Genomic DNA, 18,236 nt, shown 5'->3' on the forward strand with positions numbered 1-18,236 from the left:
CGCCGCCGCGTCGATCTCGGGCCTCTATCTATCGACCGACGCAACGATCACGACTGGAGATACGCTACTGACGACCGTGGCCTCGCCAGGGCTGTCGGCGAACGGGGCGATGGGCTATTTCGATCACCAGACGATCTCGCTGGGGCTGCCAGCCAATCTGGCGCCTGGCACCTATTACATCGGCGGAATCGCGGACTACAATAATGCGATTTCGGAGAGCAACGAGGCCAACAACAATCACAATGTTACGCAAATTTCTGTTATTGCCGCATCGTCTCAGGTGCAGGACACGACTGGCGGCAGGGGGGACAACCCCGACTCCGGATTTCATTTTGTCGACCCGACAGGACACTTCATTATAGTCTGACCTCTTCGGGGGCCGATGACGGGTGATGGTCGCGGTTGTTGCCCCGACCCAACTGCGATGACCAACGGGTGGCCGAGCTATGTCTCTGATCTATCGTTGATATGCAGCTTGAGAGCCGAATGAACGTCCCCGGCCGCCTTCGCCGCCTCATTCATGGCTGGTCTGCGAATGTCGTCCAGATGCTGCTTGCCCTGACCCAGCAGCTCGTTCTGATTCCGGCGTTTTTGCATTTCTGGAGCAGTGACACACTTGCGGCCTGGCTCGCGCTGTATGCGGCCGGAAGCCTCGTTGTCGTCGCCGATGCCGGCCTGCAGCTTCGTGCCATCAACCGCTTTCTCGCGTTCAAGGCCTGCGTCGATTCCGACGGACGCACGGCAACTTTCTACGCGCGCATGATGCGGCTCTATCTGGGGATCGTCCTGGGACTCAGTGTCCTGCTGATTGCGGGTACCGAGCTGTTCCCGCCGGCGGCAGTCCTCGGGTTTCACGAAACGCCGAGCTTCAATGTCGCGATGATCGTCATCACTGTCGGCACGCTGCTCGCTCTGCCGGCCAATCTCGTCTCGGGGCTCTATCGCGTGCGCGGCAAATACAGTCGCGCGGTGTGGTCGCAGAATGTCGCGCTGCTAGTTGGACAGATCGGACAGTTCATCGCGGTTGCATGGCTCGGGAGCCTGCTTGCGGTCGCGATCACTTTCGTCGCGACGCAGATTCTGTTCGCGTTGTTCCTGACCGTCTACGACGCCCCGCGCCAGTTGCCATTCCTGGGGCGGGGACGCGCGGTCACCTCACGGTCCTGGCTATGGAATGCCGGGCAATTCCGTCTTGCGCTGCCATTCGCCGTGGCCAATCTGACGGAGATCGCGCTCGCCAATGCGCCGATGCTGCTGGTCAGCGCGATGGTTGCCGATCGCGTGGCGGTCGTGCAATGGGGCTTGATCCGCGTGATCTCGAGCTTCCTGCGCGGCATCAGCATCCAGATGACATTGCCCATCGGCGCTGAGCTCGGCCACGATTTTGCGATCGGCGACTTGGTACGGCTGCGCGGCCTCTACGCCTTCGGATCGCTGTTCATCACCGCGATGGCCAGCTTGATCGTCGGCGGGTTGCTGCCGTTCTGGCCGGATTTCTTTACATTGTGGACGCATGGCAGTATTCCGAACGACGCTGCGCTCACCGTCACGCTGCTGATAGGTTCGGCTGTCGTTGCGCCTTCCCTGATGGCCCTTAGTTTCGCCAATCACAGCAATCGTGGTAATCTCCTGGTGCGGACCAAGGGAGTACAGCTGGGAGTTTTCCTGGTGTTGTCGGCCGTGCTGATTCCCCGGCTCGGTCCGCTCGGTGCCGCAATCGCGATCGTTGCGAGCGACCTGCTTACCCAGTTCGGAATCCTGACGCTCGTGATCGTCTACCAGACGCTAAGCCATCCGGTCCGCCACGTGGTGGTCCTGATCTCAACCATGGCGACGATCGTGCTCGGCGGATGGGGTCTCGGCGCAGCAATCCGGGATGTCGTGCCGGGGGCGGGGCTGCTGCCTTTCATCGCGGAGTGTGCGATCTGGCTGGTCGTCGTTGCCATCGCGGCCAGTCCGCTTCTGATGGAGCGGGTGCGTGCGCGGGTGCTGGCGGCGGTGCCGAACTGATTTAGCACATCCGGCCAATCGTCTTTCCTGCTCCCGTGGAAGTCAGTAGATCTGGGGATAGCAGCGGTATCGCAGCCGCATCAGCTTCCGGGCGAGCTGGCGATGACCCTCGTCAATCCGCTCGGCAAAAAAAGCGAGCCGCTCCTTGCCGGCCGCGGCGAGCCGGCTGCGCTCCTCCGCCGAGCCGACCTTGACGATGGCCTCGGCCAGCGATGCGGGATCGTCGTAGTCGAACAGGATTGCGGCATCGCCGGCTTGCGCCTTCAATGCTTCCGGATAGATTACGGGCGTTCCGACCGCCCAAGCTTCCAAGGGCGGGAGGTTGGTCGGGCCAAAATAGGTAGCCATCACCATCGCATTTGCTGCCCGATAGAGAGCGGCAAGCTCGGTGGAGGGGACGAAGCCGAGGAAACGGACGGAATCTTCAAGCTTATGATGGGTGACAAGCGCCTCGAAAGTAGATCGGGCACCAGGATCGGAGCCGCACAGCACCAGCGTATGCTTTCGCCCTTGATCTCTCAGGAGGCGCATCGCGAGCAGGATGGTCGCATGGTTCTTATGCGACCAAAATTGTGCAGGGTAAAACAGATAGCCTGGCTCCAAGCCATATCTGCCCAAAATCGCAGCATCCTGTTCCCGTGTTGCCTCGTCCGCGTTCGCTCGGGTCACGTAAGGTGATGGCGAAAGAGGAATGCAAACGGCATGGTCCAGCGCCATCGCATAACGGAAGCATAATTTTTCGATAAGCTCGTCGGCGTTTGTGATGACAAGGGCAGCTTTGGTGCAAGCGCTGCGCCAAACGATTTCCCGTCGCTCGAACTGGGCAAATTCGCGTACCTCGTCGAATTCCGGGCTGTCACGGTGGCAGCCGTCGAAGATTGTGATGATGAACGGCAGCTTGTAGAGCACCAGATTCCAGTTGGACGTCGTGGTGAAGTAGACGATGTCGACCCCGGCGTTCCTCAGTTTTCTCTCAAACGGCGCGCATGTGCGCATGGTGTATTGCAGGAGATCGAACGGTCCCAGATATTTGAGGAACAAGAACAGGCGGTCGAGCCAGTTGAGTTTCAGATACACGCCGGTGATGCCGAGGTCGGCAAGGATCGCAACGTTATCGCGCAGCGTCGTGAATACGGTAACCTCCAGGCCGACGGTCCTGGCCCAGTCGCGCATCCACATGATGTCGGTGAGCGACTGCTGGAAACCGCCGCCGACGTCGAGCGGAAGTTCGAGAAACACACCAATGTGATAGCGTTTCATCGTTCAGCGCCCGCTCTTGTTTGCGACTTCGGCAGCAAGGCGTGATGAGGCAATCGAAACCCGCTGGAGTTTGACGTCGTGCCGACTTTGAATGGACACCCGTAGTACGGTCGGTGACGATTCGTAAGAAGAGCACCTCGTCAAGCGATCCTCTTCGTCAATGAGTATTTGATCCACGCGAATACTCGATCTGATTTTCGACGCTTTGGGGTTGTGCGATCCAGCCCGAATTGAAGCGTCCTGTGCTTGGTCCGCTCGATGCCTGCTTGCTGAGAATGATCTAGATAAAGGTGTTCGCCGAATCTGAAATGATCAACGTCTGCCATCCGGGCCCTCAAACAAAAAAAGGCGCCATCAAAGTGACATGGCGTCTCTTATGCGCAGGCACTTTGGCTATTTTGATTCGTACCGTCAAGGGTGAGGGGACTCGCGACCTTCAGCTCACAAAGCGAAGAATGTCCTCAATCCGTCGCCTGAATGTATGGGTCGATAGTGTCCGCGCCTGTCCTGCGGCAGCAATTGCGCAGCGCTCGTCTTCGTTCCCGAGATAGCGGTCGATCAGCGTCAGACAGTCGTCAGCCGTATGCCAAGCCGCGACCTCGCTGCCCACATCAAACAGTGTGTGGAGATTGTCCTTGAAATCGGTCAGCAGGAACGTGCCGGCGCCGGTCGCCTCGAACAGCCGCGCGTTGCCGGCCTCGCGGCCAGCCTGGTCGATATGCGAATTAAGCGTCAGGCGCGAAGCCCGGAGCGCCTGGTACATCTCCACGCCCCAGACCTCGCCCTGGTAGCAGCGGTGCAGCGGCGACGAGGCGGGCAGGTTCTGCAGGCCGCTGCCGTAGAGCTTCATGTCGAATTTTCGCGCCACCGCTTCGAGTTGTGCCACCCGCTGCTGGTGATCGGCCGAAACCGCGCCGACGAAAGAAATGTCGACGCTGCGTTCAGGCGCGGGCGGAAGACGGTTGAGGATGTCCGGTTCAAAGGCCAGATGGACCACCTCGGACCTGACGCCAACGTCGCTAAGGGACTGAACGACCCGCAGAAGCTGCGAGATCATCAGATCATAGGCCGACCAATCCTCGCCGCGCGAGGGGACGATGCCGACCTGCCCGATCAGAGTCGGCCGCCCGATGCCCTTGATCCGCCGGGCCAGGCGTGCGTCGATGTGGAAGATGTCCTGATTTAGGACCAGGTCCGGCTTGAATTCCTCAATCTGCGCCAACAGGATCTCTTCCGCCTGCGCATCGAGCCGTGGGCTCAAGCCCACTTTTCGTGCCAGTGGCCTGAGGATCGGCTTGAATGGCGCGATCATGCGTTGAAGCGAGCCGGGGATCGCTCGCCGTTGAGCCTCGTTGCCCGGCTCCGGTGGCTGCTCGAAAGCAAGCCCGTGTTCGCGCGCCCAAGCTGCGCGCATCCAGGGATTGTTGATGTGAATGTCGGCGGCGACATGCCCAGCGGCCGCGAAGTTGCGTGAGTAGAAATCGGCAACGCCAAACAGGCTGGCATTGCGCGCCGCCATCTGCGTCGCGTAAGTCGCGCCGGCAAGATCGGGCGTGCGGCGGTACAGCCAGGTCAGGAAGCGTGGATAGTCGGCGTTGAGGATGAGGACACGCATCGCGTTAATCTGCTCGTTCGGTTGTGTCTCGCGGCATCACATACCACAGGAGAAACAACACGACGGCTCCATGAGTCAGCATCACAGTCGTGAACGGCACGTTCAGCAGGGTCTGCGGCAACAGTGCCGAGGATACGAGAACAATCCGCTGGGATGCGCCTGCGGACATGCCGTTGGCGATGGCGACGACGATACCGCATAAGAGTGCAGAGATCGGGGCAAGCAGCGGGCCGACGGACGCAACGCCTTCGGTGGCGAAGAGCGAGGCGTTCATGTAGCCGCCGATGCCAAACCAATTGTAAATGACGACTGCCAGTGGCTCCCGATAGGGGCAAGGCATGATTGGCTTCAAATAGCTGATCTGACAGAAGTGCGTCAGATCGTGAGTGAAAAAGAACGCGTTATAATAGTCCATCGCAAGCGAGGGCATGGTCACCATACGGAGGTTCAGGAGTTGGAAGACCGCCATCGCGAACCGCTCTGGGAATAGGCCCCACTGGTAAAGGCCGAACAGAACCAGACCCGCTGCAGTCGGGAGCAGGAGGGACAGGATGACGGTGAGCCGCAAGCTGATGAACCGCGTGACCACGAACATGAAAACAAGCCATGCGGGGGTAAAGAAGGCCTGCTTGCTCAATGTGATCGGATAGAACAGCAAAAGCAGGATGAGGACTGCGCCAGCCCACCAGAGTTTTCCATGCACTGCGTAGCATGCGAATGCGAACGGCAAGAGGGCCGTCATTGTGCCCCCAACCAAGTAGTTCACCAGTGTCGGTGCGGTCAAAGCTTCTCGATACGTGTAGATGTCTCCAAGCGAGACCAGCCTGAAGTTGTAATATGCTCCAACCGCAGCGACGGCAGCCCCAGTTAGAACGATGCAGCTCAATAGCCGCTCGAAAGTCTGCGTGGACAAATTTAGCAATCGCGGCAAGGTTGGCTGGCAGAGTGCCGGCAACAGGAATGCCGCGGCGGAGGCCGCCGCCGAGAGGCCGCTCAGGCGATGGTTGTAATCTAGCTCAGTGAAGTTGATTAGCCAGAGATAGCCGGCAATCATGACGAAGAGGTAGTAGCCGGCAAAATAGCCGAAGCTGAACCTGGCGCGGACGAACAAGACGGTCAGGACGGCGAACGCTGCGACCGTGGCAATCGCCGCGGGTAGCTTCTCGTTGTCGAAGAGAATGTGGTAGACCGGGTAGATCCGCGCGACGCAGATCAGCGAGATGCTGCCCAGGGCCAGATGGCACAGGATGAGCAGCGGTACGCCGCGATCGTTGCCGCGCAAACGAAATCCGTCCGCGGCCGTGTGATCCGTGAAGTCCGTGAGGGGCGCCATGTGGCGATTCGGATATCCCATTCGAGGAACGCAAGCAATGTCTGAGGTACGCCCGAATGGGGGTATGAACGGTCTGAAACCTTGATTTATTCGAGCTTTTGTTAATATTGGTCAGCCTGGCTGGTGCGCTCAAGACCTTTCGTCACGAGCCCATCAAGGGGAAAGATCGAAGTCTCATGGTTAGGTTCGGCCTGCTCGGATGCGGGCATATCGCCAAGCGTCATTCCGAACTCCTGGGTGGCGGTATTGTCGAAGGCGCTCGCTTAGTTGCGGTGTGCGATTCCGACCGTGCACGGGCTGACGCAATCGCCGCGAAGTTCAAGGTTTCCGCGTATGCCGATCACAACGAGATGCTCGCGCGCGACGACATTGACGCCGTCGCGGTACTCACGCCGAGCGGGAGGCATGGCGGGGTCTGGTGAAGCATCAACACGAGATCGAGGGCGTCAACAGCCGGCTCGATGGGATGCAGGCCGCGATCCTGGCGGCAAAGCTTCCGCATCTGGCCGCCTGGACCGAAGCGCGGCAGCGCGCTGCCGCAGTCTACGATGCTGGTCTCAACCAGATCGAAGGGGTGAGCGTACCGCAGGTCGCCCGGTCGCGATCACGTTTATCACCTCTACACTATCAGGCATCCGCGACGCGATGCGCTGGCGGCTCACCTCAACGCCAATGGCATGCAGACCGCGATCAACTATCCGACCGCGCTGCCGCTGCTTCAGGCCTATGCGCGATTCGGCCACACAGCGGCGCAATTTCCACATGCATGCCGAGACCAGACCAGCATCCTGTCGCTGCCGATGTTTGCCGAAATCACGCCGGCGCAGCAGGAGAGTGTGATTTGGCTCGTTCGCGAATTTGCATAGCCCCGGCTGCGCGTCTATCGCGCGAGATTTATTGATCTTTCTCAAAGACTTGTGCGCCGCGCGCGTTCGTACTTCGTGCGGAGGTTCCCGAGCCCGTTGTTGGCCTGTAGTGCATTCAAAACTGGCCTCCAGCGGCGGGAATGTTTAGAAGCGGCCGTGTCAGGTCGGCAGGCGGGGCGGGTGGCCCGTCCAGAGGGGAACAGGAACTTTGCAAAAAGTACTTTTGACGGGTGCGGGTGGGTTCATCGGATCGCACCTCGCCGAAGAGCTGGTCCGCCGCAATGTCGCGGTGCGCACGTTCGTGCACTACAACAGCGCGGGTTCGCACGGCTGGCTCGATTTCTCGTCGCCCGATATCCGCAAGGAGTTTGACGTCTTCGCGGGCAATATTTGCGACCCCAACGGCGTGCGCACGGCGATGAAGGGATGCGATGCCGTGCTGCATCTCGCCGCGCTGATTGCCATTCCCTATTCGTACCACTCGCCTGATACCTATGTGGAAGCCAACATCCGCGGCACCCTCAACGTTCTGCAGGCAGCGCGCGATCTTGGCGTCGAAAAGGTGATCCACACGTCGACCAGCGAGGTCTACGGCACTGCTCAATTCGTTCCGATCACCGAGGAGCATCCGCTGCAGGGCCAGTCGCCTTACTCCGCGACCAAGATCGGCGCTGACCAGCTTGCGTTGTCATTCGAGCGCTCGTTCGGTACGCCGGTGACCGTGGTGCGGCCCTTCAACACGTATGGCCCGCGGCAATCGGCCCGCGCTGTGATCCCGACCATCATCACCCAGATCGCGGCAGGCGCGCGCCAGATCAAGCTCGGCAGCATTCATCCGACCCGCGACTTCAACTTTGTCGCTGACACCGCCGCTGGCTTCCTGGCGGCACTCGAGTCCAAGGCCAGCATCGGCGAGGTCATCAATATCGGCAGCGCCTTCGAGATCTCGATCGGCGACACCGCGAACCTAATTGCTGAGCTGATGGGAGTCGAGATCGAGATTGAGCACGATGACGTTCGTGTGCGCCCCGAGCGCAGCGAGGTCGAGCGGCTCTGGGCCTCCAACGCCAAGGCGCTCAAGCTGCTCGGCTGGTCGCCGCGTTTCGGCGGCGTCGACGGCCTGCGCAAGGGTCTTGAACAGACCGTCGCCTGGTTCACCAAGCAGGACAATCTGTCCCGCTATCGCGTCAATACCTACACGTTGTGAGCATCATGAGCATGTCCTCCGCGCAAGCGAGCCCTAACCGTCCTGCCGTGCTTGACGTTAATCCGGTGCTCGACGCCGTCGATGCGGCGCTCGGCCCAGCCCAGCGTCCGGTCGAGCTGCACGAGCCGCGGTTCGGTGATCGCGAGCGCGAGTTGGTGCTCGACTGCATCGACACCAATTGGGTGTCGTCGGCCGGCAAATACGTCACTAGTTTCGAAGAAATGGTGGCGGAGGCGACTGGGTCGCGCCACGCTGTTGCGATCGTCAACGGCACCGCGGCGCTGCATGCGGCGTTGGTGCTGGAGGGCGTCGAGCCGAATGACGAGGTGCTGCTGCCCTCGATCACCTTCGTCGCCACTGCCAACGCCATCAGCCATGCCGGCGCCGTGCCTCACTTTGTCGATTCGACCTGGGACACGCTCGGGCTCGACCCGCGTGCGCTCGAGGCCCATCTCGATGCGGTCGCCGTGCAGCAGAACGGCGCCTGGGTGAACAGGCACACGGGCCGCCGACTTCGCGCCGTCGTTCCCGTGCACATTTTTGGACATCCCGTCGACATGGTCGCGCTCTGCGCAGTCGCTGCTCGTTACGGCCTCGTCATCGTCGAGGATGCGACCGAGTCGCTGGGCTCGCGCCTGAACGGCAAGGGCTGTGGCACGTTCGGCCATTCCGCGGTGCTGAGCTTCAACGGCAACAAGATTGTCACAACAGGTGGCGGCGGTATGATCGTGACCGACGATGAGGCGCATGCACGCCACGCCCGGCATTTCACGTCGACTGCAAAGAAAGCCCATGCTTGGGCGTTCGAGCACGACGAGATCGCATACAACTACCGCCTGCCCAACATCAATGCCGCGCTCGGCTGCGCGCAGATGGAACGGCTAGGGGGAATGGTCACGGCCAAGCGCGTCCTTGCTCGGCGGTATCTCGATGCGTTCAACGATTTCCCATGGGCGCGCATCTATCGTGAGCCGAAAGGGTCCGAGAGCAATTACTGGCTCAATACGCTGGTGCTCGACCGCGAATACGCCCCCGAGCGCGACCGCCTGCTTCAGGCCCTGCACGGCCACGGTATTCGTGCGCGCCCGCTATGGACGCCGATGCACCTGTTGCCGATGTACCGCGACTGTCCACGCGCAGCGCTCCCCGTCGCCGAAGATATGAATACCCGCTGCATCAACCTGCCGAGCAGTCCGTTCCTCGCCGAAAACGCGAACGAGCGCTGATGCCCCGGATCGTTTTCTTCACGATTCACAGCACGACGGCCTGGTGGAAGTACCTGGCCTCGCGCATGGAGTTTGCCGACGCGGTTGTGCTCAGCGATCTGCGCGACGACGGCGACTATTCGTTAGTCGACGACTTCTATCGTTTCATCGACCAGGGCGATGCCGCCGCCGCGGCGCTCGACCGCTTCGGCCAGGAGGGCTGCGCCGACATCATCCTGCGCTGTCGTGTGCTCAGGAGCATAGATCGCGATCTCGCGCTTAATATGATCGGCGGCATGGCGCAGGCCATCGAACAGGCTTTTGACACTCTTGGCCCCGAGTTGGTCGTGACCTTCACGATCGATCGCTACGTCATGGACGTGATGGCGCGCGTCGCGCGGCGGCGCGGTATCGACTTCCTGGAGATGACGACCTCGATCATCCCGGATCAGGTGATGTTGATGCGGCGCGGAAAGCCAGCCTGGCTGCGCGAGCCCTCCACGGAGGACATCGACGCGGCAGTCGGTCAGCTCTGCCGGGAAGATTTCGCGCCGGCTTATGTTCGCGACGCCCAGCGTTTTTCACTCGCCAGGTTCTGGTGGATTTTCGGGTATTACGCCCTGCGTGGCGCATATTTCAACCTCTGGCGCTTTCTCAAGCGCGACCGTTACAACTGCCACTATCTCGATGCGTCGAAGCGGCTCAAGCACAAGGTCCGCGTGCGCGACGTGGCCGTGCTTGGAATGCTCGATCATGGCTGGGACAGGCGGCTCGCCGAAGTGCCACGCGAGCGTCGGGTGTTCCTCGGGCTTCAGCTCTTCCCCGAAGCTTCGATGGATTACTGGCTCGAGGCGCAAAACATGCTCGCGCATGACGACGTCGTCGTACGCTATTGCGAGGTGCTCAGCCGCGTCGGCTACCGCATCTTCGTCAAGGACCATCCGCTGCAGTTCGGTTTCCGCCAGCGCGAGCTGTTCGAGCGCCTGGCGAAGCTGCCGTTCGTGGTGCTGGTGCCTTATGACGTGCCGGCGAATCTGCTGAACGCGAAATGCGCGGTGTCGGTGACGTTCACGGGCACCATTGGCTTCCAGGCGGCGCTGGCTGGGTTGTGCTCGATCGCGACCGAGCCGTACTACGCAACCGAGCGGCACTTTCTTCACGTCCGCGACACCAGCGAGGTCGATGGCATCGTTGACCGGCTGGCGCGGTGGCAATCCCCCGACGATCTCGACACGACCCGTCGGGCGATCATGCGGCACTTGGCGTCGATCAGCGTCGAAGGCGACTATTTCGGCTGGCGCAAGTTCGATCCGGGGAGCGAGGCCTTGCGGGCCTCGGTCGAGCCGCTGGCGCGTTCGCTGAACGCGCACCTGCCGCGATTCTTGAAATCCTGCAGAACTGCGGCCTGACGATCCCGTGGGACGCGCGCCTGTAACGGATGTCGATGGCCGGGCGTAGATGGAACAGCGCGATGCGATCTCGTCTGCTTGACCTCGCAACTCGGCCGGCGGTTATTGCCGCCGTCGCGGTCCTTATCTTGCGCGGTTTGACGCTTGGCAGCCGTTTTCTCCTGTCTGTGCTGCTGGCACGGATGCTCTCGCCGGAGGAGATGGGCAAGTACGGACTGATAACAGCGGTACTGGCGTTCGCACTGCTCGGCCTGGGGCTCGAGTTCTATTCCTACATGTATCGCGAGATGGTGCCATCGACGCCAGAAAGGCGGGTGCAGATTATCGCAGATGAGGCCGCACTGGGGGGGCTCACGTTTCTCGCCGTGGTAATCCTCTCGGCTCTGGCGGTCCTTGCGGGGGTGTTTCCGGCAAGGCTCGCTACCTGGTTTCTCTTGATCTTGTTGACCGAGCATATCTCGCTCGAGGCCACGCGCTTCCTCATCATCATGTCGCGACCGATTCGCGCCTATATCGTTGTTTTCCTTCGGGGTGCCGTATGGGTCTACGCCATCGCGATTCTGATGTTCACCGTGCCGTCGTCGCGCTCGTTCGAGACGGTCCTGGTCTGGTGGGGGCTCGGGGGAGCTAGTTCGATTCTCTTCACGGCGATCTCCCTGCGAGATCTGCCGTGGCGCAAACTCCGGAAGCGGCGGCCGGATTGGGCCTGGATTGGTCACGGCTTGCGCACCGCTGGTCCCTTCATGTTGACAGCAGCGGGAGCACTGGTCATCTCCTATGTCGACCGCTTCGTCATCGACGCGTTCGTCGGTCGCGATGCGCTCGGCGTCTACACGTTCTATTCGACGATCCTGATCGGCCTGCTGTCGCTGGGCGGCTCGGTGTCGCATCAGTTCCTGCCAAAAGTTATCGCGGGCTATGCCGCGGGCAGGGAGGCCTATCGCACGGCGTTGCGCTCGTTCTTCTGGTCGATGCTGGCGCTGGACTGCGTGACCATGATCCTTGCGGCCTTTGCAATGGGACCCATGCTCGCGCTGCTTGGGCTGTCCACCTACGCGACGAGCATCGGCGTGTTCTATGCCATGCTTCCAGGGATATTCCTGCGCATGCTGGCGGATGTCCCGTCCTATGCTCTCTACGCGGCGCGGTCGGACAAATATCTCATGATCTGCAATCTCGGTTCAGCCGCGGTGTCGACGCTGCTGAACGTGGCATTGGTTCCCGTGCTGGGCATCTACGGGGCACCGCTTGCCGGTGGAGTTGCCAGTGCTGTGCTGTTCCTCTCCCTGGTGGGGTTCGCAATCCGCAGGATGCGCGGGAGATTCGGGGAACGCTCTGCGACCGAATCCGTCGGCCTTCCCACCGATCCGGACATGCTCTATCCGTGAAAGACTGGCTCATGCGTCAGGGCAATCTCACTTCTAAACCCGAGGGGCGCCTCTTGGACGGAAGCATGCAGAAACGGTTCACTCCGTTGGTCGGCGCTCTCGCGTCGCCCGCGATTCTGATGACGGTGATCTGGCTCGGGACCCTCCTCGCCGTCGCCATCGGGCCGATCAACTATCCGGGACAGCCCTCCGCTGCGGTGCTGACGTTGGTCTCGCTGGGGCTGGCGATCTTTCTGCTGTCCTATCAGGGCGGCAAGCTCCTCTTCGATCGCGGGTTTGTGCTCCTGGCGCGTTCGCCGCGCCTTTCCGAGCCGGTTCTAAACAATGTCACCATGGCCGCATCGCTGTTCGGCATCATCGGCATTGCGCTGGTGGCGCTCGACCGCACCGTCCTCAGCGGCGTGAGCAACAGCAGCTATGCCGAGCTGCTGCGCTGTGCGCCCGGGCTGGTCGACACGATCGCGATCAAGCGCACGCCGCTGCTCTACGGCGGTTACGCGATGTTCTCCTTCGGTTTCGTCTCCATCGTGCTGTTTCTGCTGAAAGGCGAGGAAATCAGAGGCCGGGCGGCTGTGCTGGCGCAACTGTCCATCATCTCGCCGGTCGGGTATGCGCTGCTCTATTCGGGTCGGATGCCGATCCTGTTCGTTTTCGTCCTGGTCGCGATGACGATGATGGTACGCCTCCTACAGGGACGAACGCTGTTGCCCCTTGGCCACTATCTCGTGCTCAAGACCATCATCGCCGTGGGCTTGTTTGCGGTCTATTCGAGCTCGATCTGGACCAGCAGACAGAACTTCTGTATCCAGATGTCGCCTCTGATCTCTAAATTGCAACAGGAGATGACCCAGCGCAACGCGCCTGAGGCCGTTGCTTCGAGCGTATCAGGCGAACCCAACCAGCCCAAAGCCGCGGAGGCCATCACCGCAACCGAGCTCAACAAGCGGGTGGCCGAGGCGCGAGCGGTCGCGCCGACCGCGCCGTCAGCGCCCGACGCAAGCTCGACGGACGCTGTTCTGGCCATGCTGGAGCGCTGGGGTGTCAAGCCGCGCAGATATGTCACTTCGGCAATCGAATCCAGCCACATGTCGACGCACGGAGCCGTAACTGGCCTCGGCACCTATTTCTACCTGACTCATGGTGTGCGGACGGTCGACATGGTCTGGAAGGCGCGCCACGAGTTCACGCCCCAATGGGGCGTGTACGAGATCGGCGTGTTATCGCCTCTGCTGCGGATCTTCTTCCCGGAGAGCGATCAGCTAGCAATCATGGAGGCTGAGCAACGGGCGGCGTGGATCTACGGCTTCTACCCGAGCGCATGGGCTGCGGCCTTCATCGATTTCGGTCTTGTGGGCGCCATCATCTACGTCGCGATCTGGGGGGGGGTGGCCGGCTGGAGCGCGGCCGGAAGCCGGCATTCCGGTCTGATGACACCGTTGCTGCTGCTCGTGTTCGTGCTCGCCAGTGTCCTGCTCAGTCCGGTTCAGGGACCTCTCGGCATGGCCAATTCGGCCCTGGTGCTGGCGTCGATGCTGGTGACCGGACTAATGCTTGATCTGGCGACCCTGCCCGCGAGGGTGTAGCAGGCTGAGGCAAACTCTAGGCCAACGAGCCTGCGACCTGATATCAGCGTGCGGAGGTGTTGCGCAGCCACGCGACGGTCGCCGCGACGCCTTGCTCCATGTCGAAGGGAAGCGGGCCGCAGACCGCTGCGGTCGGCGCGAGATCGAATTGATATTGCGTGAGAACGTTGTTGAGGCGGAACGAATTGAAGGGAAACCGCTTCAACCCGATCGCGTTTGCCGCATCACCGCAGTGTGCCAGCGCGCGTGCGACGCTGTTCGGTAGATGCGGGATCGGCCGCGAACCGAACGCGTGCTGAAACGCGTCGCACCACGCCATCAGATCGATCGGCGTGTAGTCGGCGAGATAAAACGTTCGGCGATGGATCTGCTCCGCCGGTACGCTCAGGAGACGCCAATACTGGAAGACAATGTTCTCGATATAGCTATACGACTTCCAGAGCGGGTCTTGCCCGACGTGGAAATAATGGCCGCGCTCGATCATGCGCAGGAAACGCTGATAGTGGGCGCTCATGCCAGGGCCCCAGACGGTCGTGGGGCGCGCCAGGCACCATTCGCGCCCGGCGCCGTCGGCGCTGCGGACAATCTCCTCGGTGCGGACCTTGCTCTTTCCGTACAGCGTGTCAGCCTGGTAGTCGGTGTCGCTGGTCGGCATATAGCCGACGCGGCAGACGAGCTGTGACGAGGTCCAGATCGCCCGCCGCACGGACGGCGTCTGCCGTACGGCTTCGACCAGGGTCTCGACGCCTTCGATATTGGCGGTGTAGCCGGAAAGGTTGACCTTTTCGTCGAGATCGATGCGTGCGGCAAGATGGACCACCGCGTCCGGCGCAGCGCCGGTCACGGCTCTCGTCAAGCCGTCGGCATCGAGAATGTCGCATACGATATCGGTGGCCCCGGCCGGAACCTTGTCCAGCCCCACGACTTCGCAATGTTCGGCGCGCAGCCGCCGCACCAGTGCCTGCCCGATAAAGCCGGAGCTTCCGGTCACGAGAACTTTCATGCTGATGCCATTGTCTTGAGTATCTCAGGCTTCCGAGCGAGCCGGAAGGCGCGTAGCCGTGATCGACGCCCTCTGCGTCAGATTTCCGCGAGCAGGATGAATAGGCAGCGACGCTCGCCCTTGTTCACCATGCCGCCGCGATGCACGCCGTTGCCGTCGAACAGCACGCAATTGCCGTAGTTCGAGGTCGCGGCGAAATGGCCCTCGCGCAGGCGCGTCACATCGCGCGAATTGTCCAGCAGGTCGCCGCCGAAGTCCGCTTTCTTACGTAGGAACGCCGGCAGCGCCATAAACTTCTTGCGCGCGTCGGGCCGCCGGCCGGAGAAGCCGGAGAAATCGTTGGTGCGCCGGATCATGCCCTCGAACCAGCCGATCTTCGCGTTCTGGCTGCCGCGAATGTAGCAGAACGGGCCACCGTCCGGACCGATGTCGTGGACGTAGATCGCGCATTTCAGCATGCCGTAGGTGGCATCGATGTGCAGGTAGCTGCCCCAAGGATCGGCGAGTTGGGTATCCGGGAATACGCGCTTCCAGAACGCGAGGTCCTGGTCGTTGATCTGCGCGTTGACGTGCTTCACGCCGGCCGGCCGGCCGAGATAGGCGCTCGCCGCTTCCATGATGCCGTAGCGCTTGAAGATGGATTCCACGGTCGCGAACGCCTGGGGATCAGCGGCGCGTGTGCACCAGTAGACGTTGTCGTCGAACTTGCGCTTCTCCGGCGGAATGTTGGCGCGGCGCTCGTCGAGCTTGGCGAAGCCCGGATTGGTGACCCTGCGGATCTGGTCGAGCTCGTCGGGCCCGAGCGTCAGGCAGACGATGCCGTCGGATTTGATCTTGTTGAGCAGCGACGGGTTCGCCGGCCTTGCGGGACGACGCGCGCCGGTCAGCCTGCCGATCGCACGGCTCGCGCGGATGCGCGCAAACATCGACATGTAGCGCAGCGCCGTCCTTGCATTGAGGCCGCTGAAGCCCGCTTCCTTGGTCAGCAGCGGCATGTTGTCGTAGTCGACGATGCGGCGAATGGTGACGAAGGCGAAGGTTCGCAGGAACACGTTCAGCGCATAGAGCCGCTCGCGGGAGGTCGGCTTGGGCAGCATGCCGCCATAGGCCGGATGCGCGTCATAATCGATCGCAGGAAGCGTGTTGCCGCCATAGGGCGGAACCGGAAGTTCACCAATCTCGACGGCGCGTGCCACCGGCGCCGCGTTCGAAAGTGAATCGATCGTCGTCATGTCGCGTTCTCCCGGAACGAGCGCGGTTCGTCAAAAGTTCGCCCCGATCTATACAGCCAGAGGCGCTGCACAGGCAATAATCGCGGACAGTTATCCGGTCGTGCTGGGCGATTCCCGTGTTGCCACTAAATCATGAAAATGCTTCGGAAAAGCGCGCCCGATGTCGATCTTTCGAAGGGTTCCAGCGATCGCCTCGGACGCGCCGCCGCGGCCATAGGGCGGGACCAGGGCCGGATCGGGCTGGAACCGGCCCTCGAAGATGCGCGTGAGGCTCGCGAGGATGGCAGCCGAATCGGCCGGGCAATCGATGATCGACGCGGCGCGAAGCCGGCCCTTCTGGCGGTCGCCGATATTTATTGTGGGCACGCCGACGGCGGGCGCCTCCAAAATACCGCTGGAGGAGTTGCCGGCCACGGCGTCCGCAAGCCGCAGCGCGGCCCAGTAGCGCTCACTGCCGAGCGAGGTGAAGAGATGGGCGCGATCGGGGCGTGTCGCGACAAACGCCCTGATCGCGTCGTCGATGGCGCGATAGCCTGGATCGGCGTTGACGCCGGTGAAGATGAAGCTGCGGTCCTCGAGCTCCGCGAGCGCGGCGAGGAGGGCATCGACATTGGCGGCGTCGGCTCCAGGCTGCGCCGTGGTCGGATGCAGCGTCACCAGCAGGAAGCGCTCGGGGCCGGCGATACCGAGCTTTGCAAACAGCTCGGCGCGGGTCAGCGGCGCCGCGCTATCCGCCAGATCGAGGCCGGGCGCGCCGACATTGAAGACGAGATCGGGCTGCTCGCCCATCCGGATCACGCGCTGGCGATAGGACTCGGCCGCGACGAAATGCAGGCAGGCCATCTTGGTGATGGCATGACGGATCGCGTCGTCGAAGGCGCCCGCGGTGATCTCGCCGCCATGGATATGCGCGATCGGAATGTTGAGAAGCGTCGCCGCGACCGCGGCGGCCAGCACCTCGTAACGGTCGCCGAGCACAACGAGGATGTCGGGTGCGAGCTTCGGCAGCTCCTCGGCAAAGCCGGTCACGCCGATGCCGGTGCCGCGGGCGACGGTCTCGGCGCGGTCGTCGTCGAGCGCGAGATCGATTTTCGCGGCGATCGGAAAGCCGTCGGCCTCGATCGCTCGCCAGGTCTCGCCGAAGCGTGGCACCAGATGCGTACCGCATGCGATCACGCTTAGTGCGACGTCGTCGGCCGCCTTGAGCCGCGTCAGGATGCCCCGCAGCAGGCCGTAGTCGGCGCGCGAGCCCGTGACGACAGCGATGCGGCGGCGTGCGCTCATGCCTGCTGCCGCCAGGGTGACGCGTCGAGCATGCCGTGCTCGATGACATAGGACGCATAGGCGAGATCAGCCGCACTCTCAATCTCGATCGAATGCATGCGGTCCATCATGATGCCGTAGCTCGCGGGCGGATCGGCGTAGATCTTGCGATGCTTGCGCATCGCGTCCCAGCCGACGAGATAGAGCGCGCCGTTCATGGTGACTTCGATCGCCTGGTCCTGCCGCCGCTGCGCCGTGGTCGTCAGCATCTTCTCGACGATGCCGCCGATCGAGCCGTACTTGCCAAGCGTGCCGACGAAGATCGAGGAGACCTCGGTCTCGCGCATGCCGACCACGAGGCTCGCCTTGCGCGCCGCGAACAGTTCGACGGCCTCGTCGAAGTGCTTAGGTGCTGCGAAGGGCGAAGAGGGTTCCAGCAGCATGATGGCGTCGTAGCGCCGCTTCTCATGCGTCTCGATCCAGTCCATGGCATGCAGCACCACGTCGTTGGAGGAGGCGGTGTCGCTGGCAAGCTCGGCCGGTCGCTCGAACGGCACCTCGGCGCCATGCCGCTTTGCCTCGGCCCGGATCTCCGCGCTGTCGCTGGAAACGATCAGGCGGGTGCAGTAGCGGGACTGCCGGGCCGCAATTGCCTTGTAGCCGGTCAGGCTGAGGCCACCGATCTCGCGCAAATTCTTGCCGGGCAAGCCTTTGGATCCGCCGCGGCCGACCAGCAGGAACAAAATCTCAGGCGAATTCGTCATCTGTTCTTCGCAATCCCGTTGCCAGCGCCGTTCGGGAATCGGCGTCATTCGTCGTCCTTTCGGGGCCGTTGGGGAAACGCCGCAAGCTGCCCGCTTGC

Annotated in this window: 15 protein-coding genes and 1 pseudogene; 9 read left to right on the forward strand and 7 right to left on the reverse strand. The window is 62.1% G+C overall.

Features of this window, described 5'->3' with window-relative positions; genetic code table 11:
• Both ABIB06_RS26405 and ABIB06_RS26410 read left to right on the forward strand, forming a co-directional pair.
• The coding region (locus ABIB06_RS26405; protein ID WP_354125680.1) for a hypothetical protein at positions 1 to 367 on the forward strand (367 nt) is incomplete at its 5' end.
• A 119-nt stretch (positions 368 to 486) separates the two neighbouring features.
• Positions 487 to 2,010, forward strand: a complete 1,524-nt coding sequence (locus ABIB06_RS26410) for an MATE family efflux transporter (RefSeq protein WP_354069460.1) — start codon at positions 487 to 489, stop codon at positions 2,008 to 2,010.
• A gap of 42 nt (positions 2,011 to 2,052) precedes the next feature.
• On the opposite strand, the gene ABIB06_RS26415 is transcribed toward ABIB06_RS26410, so the two are convergent.
• The 3 genes from ABIB06_RS26415 to ABIB06_RS26425 all read right to left on the reverse strand — a co-directional run bounded on the left by ABIB06_RS26415 (position 2,053) and on the right by ABIB06_RS26425 (position 6,218).
• Positions 2,053 to 3,189, reverse strand: a complete 1,137-nt coding sequence (locus tag ABIB06_RS26415; protein ID WP_354069458.1) for a glycosyltransferase family 4 protein — start codon at positions 3,187 to 3,189, stop codon at positions 2,053 to 2,055.
• A gap of 517 nt (positions 3,190 to 3,706) precedes the next feature.
• Positions 3,707 to 4,789, reverse strand: a complete 1,083-nt coding sequence (locus ABIB06_RS26420) for a CgeB family protein (protein WP_354069456.1) — start codon at positions 4,787 to 4,789, stop codon at positions 3,707 to 3,709.
• A 100-nt stretch (positions 4,790 to 4,889) separates the two neighbouring features.
• The gene (locus ABIB06_RS26425; RefSeq protein ID WP_354069454.1) at positions 4,890 to 6,218 is read right to left on the reverse strand and encodes a hypothetical protein; all 1,329 of its coding nucleotides are present in this window, start codon (positions 6,216 to 6,218) and stop codon (positions 4,890 to 4,892) included.
• A gap of 107 nt (positions 6,219 to 6,325) precedes the next feature.
• On the opposite strand from ABIB06_RS26425, the gene ABIB06_RS26430 reads away from it, so the two are divergent.
• The 7 genes and pseudogenes from ABIB06_RS26430 to ABIB06_RS26460 all read left to right on the forward strand — a co-directional run bounded on the left by ABIB06_RS26430 (position 6,326) and on the right by ABIB06_RS26460 (position 13,876).
• The gene (locus ABIB06_RS26430) at positions 6,326 to 6,640 is read left to right on the forward strand and encodes a Gfo/Idh/MocA family oxidoreductase (protein WP_354069452.1); all 315 of its coding nucleotides are present in this window, start codon (positions 6,326 to 6,328) and stop codon (positions 6,638 to 6,640) included.
• A gap of 44 nt (positions 6,641 to 6,684) precedes the next feature.
• Positions 6,685 to 7,084 (forward strand): annotated as a pseudogene (locus ABIB06_RS26435) (DegT/DnrJ/EryC1/StrS family aminotransferase).
• A 208-nt stretch (positions 7,085 to 7,292) separates the two neighbouring features.
• Positions 7,293 to 8,291, forward strand: a complete 999-nt coding sequence (locus ABIB06_RS26440; RefSeq protein ID WP_354069450.1) for an NAD-dependent 4,6-dehydratase LegB — start codon at positions 7,293 to 7,295, stop codon at positions 8,289 to 8,291.
• 5 nt (positions 8,292 to 8,296) lie between these two features.
• Positions 8,297 to 9,517: a LegC family aminotransferase gene (locus ABIB06_RS26445; protein ID WP_354069448.1), complete on the forward strand. Its 1,221-nt coding sequence runs from the start codon at positions 8,297 to 8,299 to the stop codon at positions 9,515 to 9,517.
• Positions 9,517 to 10,905: a hypothetical protein gene (locus ABIB06_RS26450; RefSeq protein WP_354069446.1), complete on the forward strand. Its 1,389-nt coding sequence runs from the start codon at positions 9,517 to 9,519 to the stop codon at positions 10,903 to 10,905. The genes ABIB06_RS26445 and ABIB06_RS26450 overlap by 1 nt, the downstream gene beginning before the upstream one ends.
• 62 nt (positions 10,906 to 10,967) lie before the next feature.
• Positions 10,968 to 12,293, forward strand: coding sequence for an oligosaccharide flippase family protein (locus tag ABIB06_RS26455; protein ID WP_354069444.1), 1,326 nt, complete (start codon positions 10,968 to 10,970; stop codon positions 12,291 to 12,293).
• Positions 12,294 to 12,358: 65 nt separating this feature from the next.
• Positions 12,359 to 13,876, forward strand: coding sequence for a hypothetical protein (locus ABIB06_RS26460; protein WP_354069442.1), 1,518 nt, complete (start codon positions 12,359 to 12,361; stop codon positions 13,874 to 13,876).
• Between the two features lie 43 nt (positions 13,877 to 13,919).
• On the opposite strand, the gene ABIB06_RS26465 is transcribed toward ABIB06_RS26460, so the two are convergent.
• From ABIB06_RS26465 to ABIB06_RS26480, 4 genes are all read right to left on the reverse strand, one after another.
• Positions 13,920 to 14,879: an NAD-dependent epimerase/dehydratase family protein gene (locus ABIB06_RS26465; protein ID WP_354069440.1), complete on the reverse strand. Its 960-nt coding sequence runs from the start codon at positions 14,877 to 14,879 to the stop codon at positions 13,920 to 13,922.
• A gap of 77 nt (positions 14,880 to 14,956) precedes the next feature.
• The gene (locus ABIB06_RS26470; RefSeq protein ID WP_354069438.1) at positions 14,957 to 16,111 is read right to left on the reverse strand and encodes a phytanoyl-CoA dioxygenase family protein; all 1,155 of its coding nucleotides are present in this window, start codon (positions 16,109 to 16,111) and stop codon (positions 14,957 to 14,959) included.
• A 90-nt stretch (positions 16,112 to 16,201) separates the two neighbouring features.
• Complete coding sequence (gene neuC / locus ABIB06_RS26475; protein ID WP_354069436.1) at positions 16,202 to 17,395, reverse strand: UDP-N-acetylglucosamine 2-epimerase; 1,194 nt, start codon at positions 17,393 to 17,395, stop codon at positions 16,202 to 16,204.
• Complete coding sequence (locus ABIB06_RS26480; RefSeq protein WP_354069434.1) at positions 17,392 to 18,138, reverse strand: acylneuraminate cytidylyltransferase family protein; 747 nt, start codon at positions 18,136 to 18,138, stop codon at positions 17,392 to 17,394. The genes neuC and ABIB06_RS26480 overlap by 4 nt, the downstream gene beginning before the upstream one ends.
• Between the last annotated feature and the right edge of the window lie 98 nt (positions 18,139 to 18,236).

The organism is Bradyrhizobium sp. LB8.2, assembly GCF_040548035.1.
GTDB lineage: Bacteria > Pseudomonadota > Alphaproteobacteria > Rhizobiales > Xanthobacteraceae > Bradyrhizobium.